Annotated in this window: 12 protein-coding genes and 1 tRNA gene; 7 read left to right on the top strand and 6 right to left on the bottom strand. The window is 39.1% G+C overall.

Annotated elements, in window-relative coordinates; genetic code table 11:
- Positions 1-366 precede the first annotated feature (366 nt).
- A complete protein-coding gene (locus Q0976_RS01575; RefSeq protein ID WP_299490216.1) occupies positions 367-1023 on the top strand; it encodes a DUF2982 domain-containing protein in 657 nt (218 codons plus the stop codon).
- Between the two features lie 101 nt (positions 1024-1124).
- Here Q0976_RS01575 and Q0976_RS01570 read toward each other — a convergent pair whose 3' ends face one another.
- The 3 genes from Q0976_RS01570 to galU all read right to left on the bottom strand — a co-directional run bounded on the left by Q0976_RS01570 (position 1125) and on the right by galU (position 3866).
- Positions 1125-1529: a polymer-forming cytoskeletal protein gene (locus Q0976_RS01570; protein WP_299490214.1), complete on the bottom strand. Its 405-nt coding sequence runs from the start codon at positions 1527-1529 to the stop codon at positions 1125-1127.
- Positions 1530-1944: 415 nt separating this feature from the next.
- Positions 1945-2958, bottom strand: a complete 1014-nt coding sequence (gene galE, locus Q0976_RS01565; RefSeq protein WP_299490212.1) for a UDP-glucose 4-epimerase GalE — start codon at positions 2956-2958, stop codon at positions 1945-1947.
- Positions 2955-3866, bottom strand: a complete 912-nt coding sequence (gene galU, locus Q0976_RS01560; RefSeq protein ID WP_299490210.1) for a UTP--glucose-1-phosphate uridylyltransferase GalU — start codon at positions 3864-3866, stop codon at positions 2955-2957. The genes galE and galU overlap by 4 nt, the downstream gene beginning before the upstream one ends.
- Before the next feature lie 275 nt (positions 3867-4141).
- Here galU and phhA point away from each other — a divergent pair, with 275 nt between their 5' ends.
- The 5 genes from phhA to maiA all read left to right on the top strand — a co-directional run bounded on the left by phhA (position 4142) and on the right by maiA (position 9193).
- Positions 4142-4942: a phenylalanine 4-monooxygenase gene (phhA, locus tag Q0976_RS01555; RefSeq protein ID WP_299490209.1), complete on the top strand. Its 801-nt coding sequence runs from the start codon at positions 4142-4144 to the stop codon at positions 4940-4942.
- 42 nt (positions 4943-4984) lie between these two features.
- Positions 4985-5332, top strand: coding sequence for a 4a-hydroxytetrahydrobiopterin dehydratase (locus Q0976_RS01550; protein WP_299490207.1), 348 nt, complete (start codon positions 4985-4987; stop codon positions 5330-5332).
- 283 nt (positions 5333-5615) lie between these two features.
- The gene (gene tyrR, locus Q0976_RS01545) at positions 5616-7160 is read left to right on the top strand and encodes a transcriptional regulator TyrR (protein ID WP_299490205.1); all 1545 of its coding nucleotides are present in this window, start codon (positions 5616-5618) and stop codon (positions 7158-7160) included.
- A 210-nt stretch (positions 7161-7370) separates the two neighbouring features.
- The gene (locus Q0976_RS01540; protein WP_299490203.1) at positions 7371-8357 is read left to right on the top strand and encodes a fumarylacetoacetate hydrolase family protein; all 987 of its coding nucleotides are present in this window, start codon (positions 7371-7373) and stop codon (positions 8355-8357) included.
- Positions 8358-8530: 173 nt separating this feature from the next.
- Positions 8531-9193, top strand: coding sequence for a maleylacetoacetate isomerase (gene maiA, locus Q0976_RS01535; protein WP_299490201.1), 663 nt, complete (start codon positions 8531-8533; stop codon positions 9191-9193).
- A gap of 23 nt (positions 9194-9216) precedes the next feature.
- Here the strand turns inward: maiA and Q0976_RS01530 are convergent, their stop codons facing one another.
- Entirely contained in the window at positions 9217-10098 is an 882-nt protein-coding gene (locus Q0976_RS01530; RefSeq protein ID WP_299490198.1) for a LysR family transcriptional regulator, read from the bottom strand.
- A gap of 100 nt (positions 10099-10198) precedes the next feature.
- Between Q0976_RS01530 and Q0976_RS01525 the strand changes: the two genes are divergently transcribed.
- Complete coding sequence (locus Q0976_RS01525) at positions 10199-11419, top strand: MFS transporter (protein WP_299490196.1); 1221 nt, start codon at positions 10199-10201, stop codon at positions 11417-11419.
- Positions 11420-11466: 47 nt separating this feature from the next.
- On the opposite strand, the gene Q0976_RS01520 is transcribed toward Q0976_RS01525, so the two are convergent.
- Positions 11467-11691: a hypothetical protein gene (locus Q0976_RS01520; RefSeq protein WP_299490193.1), complete on the bottom strand. Its 225-nt coding sequence runs from the start codon at positions 11689-11691 to the stop codon at positions 11467-11469.
- Positions 11692-11816: 125 nt separating this feature from the next.
- Positions 11817-11892, bottom strand: a tRNA-Val gene (locus Q0976_RS01515).
- Positions 11893-12022 lie beyond the last annotated feature (130 nt).

Below are 12022 nucleotides of genomic sequence, written 5' to 3'. Positions count from 1 at the left end.
GACAGTATGTTAAGTGTTTTTTTTATTGGGCAGTAGTATATAGGAGAAATGTATTTTATAGAAAAGATAAAAATGTGATTCAAATACGACTTTTGTATATTTTATTGTTTACATTTTGGTCTCTTATCGTCGAGGTAATCATATTTATCATTAATTTCAGTTTGTTGATGAGAGATCTTTGAATTTGTTAAACGTTATTATTTTTTATGATTAAGTTGAAAGATTTACAATTTGTGGTTTTTTCAAAGAAAGTGAAAAATTAACATCGATAGCGATTCAGGACGTTGAAGTATCACGGGTATAAAGTGTGTAAATGCGTATAATGAAGCGAAAAATGAAAGGGTCTAGCGGCTGGGTTAAACAAATATGAATATTCATCCACTTTCAAAGCGTAATGGGATCACGCTAACTTTGGTTGGTTGTATTGCATTAATTATTGGGATCAGTTTATTTCTGATCAGTAAAGACAATTTTGCTATCGGGTTGGTATTTTTTTCTGTTGGTATGATTGTGGCCATTTTAGGTGCGGCCAAGCAACTTGAGCCCCATACGACAGTGTCTCTGAGTCAGCAAGGTTTATGTTATTTTCACCGTCGAGGTGAGGTGAGGTTAGATTGGCGCAATATTCAACGTATTGATATTCCAAATGTACACCACAATGGAGAATGGATAGCTTTGCCTTATGTAGGGTTAAAGGTAAAATCAATTAATCCGATACTGGATACTATTTCACCTCGATTAGCGACGGGCTTGCTGACAGAGCAACGTCCTTTATTAATGACCGCTTCAGCACAAGATGAAGACATTGCTACATTAGAGACATATTTAGGTGCTGAGTTTACGCCATTAGAAGTGAACAATGAACGTTATAAAGGGGTGCTAGCGATGTTTGGGCATCGAAGTTTAATGTTAAATAAATACCTAGGATATCACTTATTTATTCCTTTTGATAGCTTGGATAGAGAAGGGGAGGCGTTCGTGCGTTTACTCAAAGAGTATAAAAAAGATTGTTTAATCGATTAAAGGCGCGGTTAAAAATTTGAAGGATGATATCAGGCTAACTTAACCAGTTAGCCTGATACTTGAGTCGCTTCAAGTGGCTTGGTATTGTTAATTAGAGCCCCTTAATTGACTAGGCTACTTTCTTCTAATTGTTTGGCAGGCTCTGATTGAGAGTAAGCATTTGAAAGAAGTTCTGCACTTTCTCTTACCCGCATACCAATAAATTGTCCGCCTTCAAAAATTTCCATTGACTGACAATTAACCTCACCGTCGACACGTCCAGTACTGGTAATGTTAAGCTTGTTACAGTTTAATTTCCCCTTAAAACTGCCCGAAACTCTGAGTTCTACACACTGAAGCTCGCCTTCTACATAACCATCAAGTTCAATATTAATGTTACTGGTCGATTGAATCGTACCTTGTAGTTCGCCGGACACGAGTGCTTCGTCAGTAAATTGTATATCACCTGTTAATTTTGTACCTTGGGCGATAAAGGTGAGTCCGCCTGTTTTGCTTTTTTTGAACATCGAATGTATCTTCATGGGAGCAGGGTTTGCAATATATTAACGCTAAAATTCAGTCAAGAAAACCACTAAAATTTGGCACTCTGATGTCATTTTTTTGGCTAAATAAAATTGAAAGTCAATCACATCGAGTTTTTATGGTATGAAATGACAATAAAACTGTATACGATGTTAAATTAAAGATGTATAAGCGAGATTACTGCTTTAATTGTAATCGTCAAGTTGACTTTTAAGGCTATTAAAGTCGTTTTTATTGCGTAAGCCCAAACACTGAATACGGCATGATAAGACAATTTAAGCTGGAAAATGTTTATAAAGTGAAATAGAAAAGTATGCTTATTGGTGGTTTTTTGTGCGTTGAGTCAATGCAGTCGATAAATACGTGGCTCGACTGCAATTTAAGTTTTTTGTAATGAGATTAATCGCAATATCCATTAGGATTGTTCGATTGCCATTTCCAGCTACTCATGACCATATCATTGAGGGTGTGATTGGCTTGCCAGTTAAGCTCTGCACGTGCTTTTTGCGGATCGGCATAGCAAGCAGCAATGTCACCCGAGCGTCTTCCCACCATTTGAAAGGGAATCGGTTTATTACAGGCTTGCTCAAAAGCCTTTACCATTTCAAGCACACTATAGCCTTGACCTGTGCCTAAGTTATAGGTAACGAGGCCGGGATGAGTATTGAGCTTTTCCAATGCTTTAAGATGACCAAGAGCAAGATCAACGACATGAATATAATCACGCACTCCAGTTCCGTCATGGGTGTCATAATCATTACCAAAGATACTCAAGGCGTCTCTTTTGCCTACTGCAACTTGAGAAATGAATGGCATCAAGTTATTGGGTATATCATTTGGATCCTCGCCTATAAGCCCACTGGCATGGGCCCCTACAGGATTAAAGTAACGTAACCTTGCTATATTCCATGTATTATCGGCTTGATATAAATCAGATAAAATATGTTCAACCATGAGTTTAGATTGACCATAGGGGTTTGTTGCTGATGTGGGAAAATGTTCGGTAATAGGTAATGTAGCAGGATCGCCATAAACTGTGGCAGATGAGCTAAAAACTAAATTTTTGACATTAAACTCATTCATGACTTCGCACAGTGTCAGCGTACCAGTAACATTATTGTCATAATAGCGCAGAGGTTGCTCAACTGATTCACCCACTGCTTTGAGGCCTGCAAAGTGAATAACAGAATGAATAATGTGATCGGTAAAAACTTTTTGTAAAAAAGCTTTATTGAGGACATCACCTTGATAAAACGTCACGCTTTTTTGTGTAATTTGCTCAACGCGAGACAATGCATTGACACTGGCATTGCTTAAGTTATCGAGTATAACAACATCATGGCCTGTGTTTAATAATTCAACAACAGTATGACTGCCTATGTACCCTGCGCCACCTGTAACTAAAATGGTCATATCTTCATGTCCTTAACGAGATTTTTCAAATATGCTTTAAATTCTGAACCAATTTCTTTATGTCGAATGGCATGCTCTACAGTGGCTTGCATATAACCGAGTTTATTACCACAGTCATGGCTTTTACCTTGCATATAATAGGCATTGACAGTTTGCTTGTTCATGAGCATGGCAATGGCATCGGTCAGTTGGATCTCATTACCGGCCCCTGCGGGGGTTTTTGCCAGTAAGCCCCAGATTTCCGGAGGAAGGATGTACCGGCCCACCACACTTAAATTTGAAGGGGCTTCACTGATTTTGGGCTTTTCAACTAATTGTGCAAGAGGGCAAGACTCACCGGGTGATAATGGATGACCATTGACATCTGCAATGCCATATTGATCCACTTGATCTTGCGGAACGCCTTCAACCATAATTTGGCTGATTTGTGTTTTATTATATTGTTTCACCATATCGGCTAAGTTATCGAGATGCAGATGACAACTTGCACTATCAATAATAACATCGGGCAGTAATACGGCAAATGGGTGATCGCCAACAACGGGATAAGCACAAGAAATGGCATGGCCCAGTCCTTTTGCTTGAGATTGGCGTACGCTAATGACAGAAACATGGCTTGGGCAAATAGCTTGTACTTCAGATAACAATTGTCTTTTTACTCGGCTTTCGAGCTGAGCTTCAAGTTCAAAACTAGTATCAAAATGATTTTCAATGGAATTTTTACTGGCATGAGTGACCAGAACTATTTCATCGATGCCTGCGGCGATAGCTTCATTGACAACATATTGGATCAATGGCTTATCCATTACAGGTAGCATTTCTTTTGGAATTGCTTTTGTGGCGGGAAGCATACGAGTACCTAGACCCGCAACTGGAATAACGGCTTTACGAATTTGATTTGACTGCATTGTCTTCCTTAATGTTTAAAGAGTACAGAGAGTGCAGTTATATTACGGACAAAATACATATATCAAAACAGTTTTTTAACTGTAATGAATAAAATCGATCTGTATTACTCAATATGTGTTCAATCCTATGGATAAATAATAGCCTTGCATAAAGGTGTAACAAAAAGTTTACGGAATTATTATGTTCAGTCAAAAGAATTAATCTCCCCATGGTTAACAAAATGCCTGCTTTAGTTAACTATGAAAAGAGTTGCAACTGGATGTGTGTAAAAACGATGAATACAAAAACACAATATATTGCGCGTAATGCCGATTTAAATGGATTAATACAATACCCTCAAGATGAGCATGATATTTGGCGCCAGCTATATACTCGCCAATTAGATAAATTGCCTGGTCGTGCTTGTGAAGAATACCTTTTAGGCTTAGATGCATTATCTTTGCCCAGTGATAGGATCCCTCAATTAGGTGAAATCGATAAGGTTTTATTAAATACAACCGGATGGAAGACGGCGGCTGTCCCTGCATTGATTTCTTTTGCTAAATTTTTTGAGCTTTTGGCTAATAAATCTTTTCCTGTTGCAACTTTTATCCGTAATAAACAAGAGCTTGATTATCTTCAAGAGCCTGATATCTTTCATGAGATCTTTGGTCATTGTCCCTTATTAACTAATCCATCATTTGCTCATTTTTCGCATTTGTATGGGCAGTTGGGCTTGGCGGCTTCGCCACAAGAGAGAGTGTATTTGGCTAGGCTTTACTGGTTTACTGTGGAGTTTGGTCTTATTCAATCGGCTCCAGATACGCTAAGAATTTATGGTGGTGGCATTTTAAGTTCACCCGGCGAAACGCTTTATGTCACAGGCACTATTCCTGAGATTAAACCTTTTGATTTACTTGAGGTGTTACGAACACCTTATCGTATTGATATCATGCAGCCGGTTTATTATACCATCGACCATATTAGTGTCTTAGATGATATTGCAAAAATGGATATTATGGCGTGCGTGAAAGAGGCGATAAAATTGGGCTTACTACCTGCTAAGTTTAAACAAAAGAAGAAAGTATCATCATAAAAAGATAGCGATTAGCTATTATGTTAACTGCAAGGAATAATAATGACTAAACTAGCTGAGATGCAATGTGAGGCTTGCCAAGTTGGAGCTCCTCAAGTGTCTGATGAAGAACTGGCAAATTTGATTAAAATGATCCCTGATTGGGCAGTGGTTGTGCGTGATGGTGTGATGCAACTTGAGCGGGTTTTTAAATTCAAAAACTTTAAATTAGCGATGGCATTTACCAATGCATTAGCCGATCTTGCAGAGACAGACTTTCATCACCCAGGCATTTTAACCGAATGGGGAAAGGTGACCGTGACATGGTGGTCGCATTCAGTGAAAGGTTTACATCAAAATGATTTTATTATGGCGGCGAAAACTGACGAATTATTAATTAGTGGTAAGTAGCTGCTTATATTGATGATTTTTTAGTTTCAAGTCTCTTTGATATAAAGAATAAAATGGTGCTTTCAGCGCCATTTTTTGTTGTTTTTTAGCATGCCTTGTAAACTAGGCTTGCCACACTCGCCATAACCTTTTACCGTATACGCACTAAATATCCAATGTCACCTCATATTAGGTTTAATTTATTTAAATCGCCTAAGTACCACAATGTTAGTGAACGACTCATTTTTATGTTTAGACGAGTTGTGAATGACTTGAGTTGATATAGAAAAGGAAAGGGTAAATTATGCGTTTGGAAGTCAGCTGTTTGGATCGTGTTGGTTTAGCAAAAGATATTTTAACTATCATGGAAGGCTATAGCATTAATTTATTTGCCATTGATGCAAGTAATCAAGGTTTTCTTTATTTACAATTCGCAGAAGTTAATTTTGATATATTAAGTGAATTACTTCCTTTAATTCGTAAAGTCGAAGGAGTACATGATGTTCGAACCGTGTCTTTTATGCCCTCAGAGCAAGAGCATTATGCCCTTAAGACGTTATTGAAGACTTTACCTGATTGCGTATTCTCTCTTGATGCAAAAGGAAAAATTTGCATTGTCAATGAATCAGCTTTACTGACTTTGGGTATGTCAGAACAAGAAGTGCAAGATGAACCATTGAATCATTGGGTACAAGGAGTCAATTTTAGCCGCTGGTTAAGTGAGCCTCAAGTATTAGCTCAAGCGACACGGGTCACTATAGGTGAAAATGAATACTTGGCTGAAATGTTGCCTATTTACCTTCCTGACGGCCCTGAGGAGTCTATTCTAGCAGGGGCTGTTGTATTGCTTAAATCTCCTGCGCGGGTGGGTAAACAGTTTAATGCTTTGCAAAATCAATCTTCTGGTTTTGAAACCGTTTTAGCCAGCAGTGATAAAATGAAAGCAGTATTAGCACAAGCACGGCGAATGGCGCAGCTTGATGCACCTTTATTAATTACTGGAGAAACTGGAACGGGTAAAGAATTAATGGCCAGAGCTTGCCATGACGCTAGTATGCGTAGAGAAAGTCCTTTTATTGCGATTAACTGTGCAGCAATGCCAGATAGTGCCGCTGAAGAAGAGCTTTTTGGCTATGTGAATAAAGGCGCTGTCGTTAAGAAAGGTTTTTTTGAAGAGGGGGATGGAGGGACGGTTTTTCTTGATGAAATCGCTGAAATGTCAGCTTCTGCTCAGGTAAAATTATTACGCTTTCTTCAAGATGGCAGTTTTAGAAGAGTTGGAGGGAGTGAGGAAGTCAGAGTTGATGTGAGAATAATTTGCTCGACACAAAAAAATCTTGCTGAGCTCTGTCAAAATGGAGAGTTTAGAGAAGATCTTTACTATCGTATCCATGTTTTGAGTTTTCATATGCCAGCACTACGGGAACGAAAAATTGATGTCCTTCCTTTAACCGAAATGTTTTTAGAACATTATAGTCAGCAGCTGTCCATTCCTATTAGGCGGATTTCAGCGGCATGTCGCGAGCATTTATTGGAGTATGCATGGCCGGGGAATGTACGTCAGTTAAAGAATGCTATTTTTAGAGCCGTGTCTATGTGGGACGGGCATACAGAGTTAAATATTGAGCAGTTAAAGTTACCGTCTTATGCTGAAGGTTTTGGTTATTTTGATGAAGAGTTCGAAGGTTGTTTAGATGAAGCTATGAAGCAATTTGAATCAAACCTTTTGAGGCGACTTTATCCGGCATACCCCAGTACTCGACAATTGGCAAGAAAGTTAGGTGTGTCTCATACCGCCATTGCCAATAAGCTTAGAGAATATAAAATCAGTAAACCTAAGCCAGCTTAATGGTTAATTTATCAGCCTTATTTGGGGTTGTATTCTTTATTACGACTATCATTGTAATGATAAGTTTACGTATTTTTTCTTTTTTTAACTCATAAATTTTCACCTATGTAATTTTATCTCTTAAAGGATGAAGGTAGGCTCTTGCCATTGAAAGAAAAAACATGTTCATTAAGTAAGCATCGTCTTATATTTTGACAAAACGAGGATCATATGAAATTAGCAAGTTATGATAACGGAACACGTGATGGTCAGCTAGTGCTCGTCAGTCGTGATTTATCGAAAGCCGTCGCCGTGCCAGCCATTGCGCATACTATGCAGCAATTACTGGATTCTTGGGCGCTGCTTTATCCTCAATTACAAGAACTTTATGATGCTTTAAATGAAGGGTTAATCGAGAACAGCCTCGTGTTTGATGAGTCTAAATGTCACTCTCCTTTACCAAGAGCTTATCAGTGGGCTGACGGCAGTGCGTATGTCAATCATGTTGAGTTGGTGAGAAAGGCACGAGGTGCGCAAATGCCTGAGACTTTTTGGCACGACCCTCTTGTGTATCAAGGTGGATCAGATTGTTTTATTCAACCTAAAGCTGATATTCCTTTAGCGAGTGAAGAGTGGGGAATTGATTTTGAGTCTGAAATTGCTGTGATCACCGATGATGTGCCTATGGGGGTTAAGGCTGAAGATGCATCTCAGCATATTAAATTGTTGATGTTAGTGAATGATGTATCACTGCGAAATTTGATCCCAGGTGAATTAGCGAAAGGTTTTGGTTTTTATCAGGCTAAGCCTTCAAGTAGTTTTTCGCCTGTGGCGATTACGCCAGATGAGTTGGGCGCAAAGTGGCAAGACACTAAAGTACACCTGCCTTTAGTGACTCATCTCAACGATACCCTGTTTGGTCAGCCTAATGCTGGGGTCGATATGACCTTCAATTTCAGCCAACTTGTGTCTCATGTTGCGAAAACGCGGCCTTTAGGTGCTGGGGCGATAATAGGCTCGGGAACCATTTCGAATTATGACCGCAGTGCCGGTTCAAGCTGTCTTGCGGAAAAAAGGATGTTGGAAGTGATTGCTGATGGAGTAGCAAGTACATCATTTATGCAATTTGGCGATAAAGTGAGGATCGAAATGTTTGATGATGAAGGTCACACCATTTTTGGCGCCATTGATCAAAAAGTAGTGAAATACCAAGGTTAATGACATTGTCTTGCTAATAACGAACTTATAGTCAAGCGACTTGATGGTGCATTATTTTAAGGTCATAACAACTACTAGGGTAATGTATCTTTGAATGATGCATTTTTATGGGCCCTTAAATCAGTACTGTTAAGTGGTTTGGCTATAAAAAGGATGTTAAGAAGGACTGTAAAATGAATAAGCTCTATGGATATTGGCGCTCAAGTGCTGCCTATCGTGTGCGCATTGCATTAAATTTAAAAAATATTACTGTTGAGCAGTTATCTGTGCACCTTGTAAGGGAAGGCGGGGAGCAACATAAAGCGGCTTATTTAGCACTAAATCCTCAAGCGTTAGTGCCAAGTTTTGTCATTCATGACGAAAATAGGGGATCAGAAGATGAAGTGCTGACTCAGTCTATGGCTATTTTAGAGTATTTAGATGAAGTATACCCTCATCAGCCTTTATTGCCTTCATCTAGCTTAGCGCGAGCAAAAGTGCGAGCAATGGCGATGTCGATAGCTTGTGATATTCACCCGTTAAATAACTTGAGAGTATTACAGTATTTGACCGATGAGTTGAGCGTCAATGATGAAGAGAAAAGTCGTTGGTATCAACATTGGGTCGCACAAGGGTTTACTGCTCTAGAGGCACAATTGACACATACCTCAGGCCAATATTGCTTTGGTAATAACGTGTCGATGGCTGATTTATGTCTTGTTCCACAAGTGTATAATGCTCAGCGGTTTGGCGTTGATTTAAGTCTTTATCCTAATATACAGCGGATCAATGCAGCTTGCCTTGCTTTGGAGGCGTTTAATCTGGCGACTCCTGAAAACCAAGCTGATGCAATTTGAGTTGGATTACGTATTCAGTGCATTTATCGATTCTCCATTAAAAAATTTACAAATGCTCTATCGGCTTGGCTGATAGGGCGCTGTTTTTTCCAAGCGATATGAAGATCTAAAAACATAGGTGGGCTGAAAGGCTTTGCTAAGATATCAGTTTCATCTTTAATGACCATATTCAGCACACTCGTAATGGCAAACTCTTGCGAAATAACTTGTTTGATGAGATTGATGAGGTTAGTCTCAAAAGCAATGTTTGCTTGTAGATTGAGGCGCTGAGCTTGTTTTAAAATCCATTCTCTATGAAAGTAACCTGGCTGAAACATGACTAACTCATGATTAAAAAACTGTGTCAATGTGATTTCTTTTTGTCTCGCGAGGGGATGATTTAGACCAACAGCCGCGACCATTTGTTCCTGTAATAATAAGTGACTATCAAATTCGTCGGTAAGATCGTCTGAGTTGACGATAGCGATGTCGACTTCCTCTTTTTGAAGCATGGCAAGGGCATGTCGAGTACCACCTTCAAATAAGGATAGTTTTAAGCTAGGGTGCTGATGTCTAAATGCCATTAATCGTGTGGGGAGATAAAAAGATCCCAGCATGCCTGATACCGCGACTCTCACTTCACCACGGGTTAAATTCGCCATAGATTTAATGTGTGCTTCTGCTTGCTGTACTTGTTGTAATATCAGCGTGGCATGGGTATGCAGTACATGACCTTCTGCTGTAAGGGTTATAGGCTTATTTCGGCTCTGATAATGCCTATCGATTAATGTAACACCTAAGGATAGCTCTAATCGTTTAATGCTTTGGCTTAGGGCGGGCTGGGCAATGTGCAATTGTTTAGCTGCTTTAGTAAAACTGCCTTCATCGACTAGGGTTGTTAAGTGGTTAAGTTGTTTTATATCCATAACAAAAATGTATAGGTAGGATGCTTTTTATTTATTATAGTTATGCTAATAGCATTGATAAACTATGTCTATTACTAAATGATAATGCAGGTTGAGCTCGATGTTAGCAATGGAGCAAGTGAAAAGAGAAAGGCGGTTAATTACAGGCGTGTCAATTGCATCCGTGGTGGTATATATCAACTTATATTTAGTACAAGGGATGCTACCGTTAATTGCTGAGCACTTTATCGTTTCCATGAGTCAGGCAACCTTACTTTTATCGGTAACCAGTTTCACCCTAGCAATATCTTTATTAGCCTTTGCAATCATGTCTGATCGTATTGGTCGTAAAACACCTGCTATCGTAAGTCTATATTTAATCGTATTGCTCGATTTTCTGATGATATGGACTCAAGACTTTTCTGTGTTATTAATATTGAGAATGATACAAGGGGTATTTCTTGCGGCGTTACCTGCTGTTGCAATGGCTTACTTTAAAGATGAATTAGGACAAAATGCGTTATTAAAAGCTGGAGCTATATATATTACCGTGAACAGTGTAGGCGGAATCTTAGGTCGGTTACTGGGGGGAACCATGTCTGAATATTTGACTTGGCCTCAATCTATGCAACTCTTGTTTGTTATTTCGCTAATCGGTTGCTTTTTATCGAGCTATTATTTGCCTGAGTGTCGTTTCATTAAGCCTATTAACACTCAGTCAACACAGTATTTGCGTAAGGCGGACATGGCCGGTTTTGTCATACATCTTAAAGATGTCAAAATGCGATTAGTATATTGTATTGGTGGGTTGGCCTTTATGGTGATGGTGAATCAATTTAGTTATATTCAATTACACTTAATGGCTAAACCTTTTTCCTGGGGGCGTTTTGAGGTGACTTTTATTTTTTTATGTTATCTCAGTGGCACGTTTGCTTCTTATGGTTCAGGAAGGTGGGTTCGACGATTAGGATTGTCACGGGTTTTATTATTTTGTATAGGGCTGATGTTTTTTGGAGTATCGTTAACCTTATTCAACAGTGCCCTTATGATTTTTTTAGGTTTTTTGGTGAGTGCTTTCGGCTTTTTTTTACTACACAGTAGCTGCAACACTTGGGTTGCTATGAGGGTGAGTGAACATAGATCGAAAGCCACGGCCCTGTACTTATGTATCTATTATATTGGTGCGGCGTTAGGCGGGCCTTATTTATTGCCATTTTGGCAACACTGGGGCTGGAATGGTGTTGTATTAGGTGTTGTGGCAGTTTTGTTTGTGACATTACTTTTAATAGCTAAGTATATTTCTGTTCCTGAAAGGGCAAAAGTTGGCTTGTCAGCTTCTTAGCTTGTTACTTTTGGATCGAACATATACTTCATATTACCGATTTGGACTTACTTTAAAATCGTACGATGACTCTTTTCAGTCGGTAAAAGTTCTAGTTTTCCTTGTTCATTGAAATACCAGCCTGTAATAACACCTTGTTGTCTCATTTCTACAAGTTCGTGAACCATTTGTTTTGCTTCTATTAATGCTGTTTTCTCATCATATTGATGCGTTATTTTTAAATAGGAGGCAATGCTTTCAATTGATGTTGATTGACTGATATCCGCTGTCATTGGTGATTTCTCCGCTCAACGCTAATACTAAAGTATTAATTATAGCCTATTGGTTTTCTTGTCGAGGAATATAAAACTAAATAGAGAATAAATGATGAAACTGATGTGAATTTGATAGGTGATAATGGTGGTCGATACTGGGCTCGAACCAGTGACCCCCTCCTTGTAAGGGAGGTGCTCTCCCAGCTGAGCTAATCGACCTGGGACTTTCTTTACAGCGTATTGTATTGAATTATTGACTCATTAAAAAGGCAATAATGGTGGTCGATACTGGGCTCGAACCAGTGACCCCCTCCTTGTAAGGGAGGTGCTCTCCCAGCTGAGCTAATCG

Source organism: uncultured Shewanella sp. (assembly GCF_947501665.1).
GTDB lineage: Bacteria > Pseudomonadota > Gammaproteobacteria > Enterobacterales > Shewanellaceae > Shewanella.
This window is presented reverse-complemented; position numbering and strand designations above follow the sequence as displayed.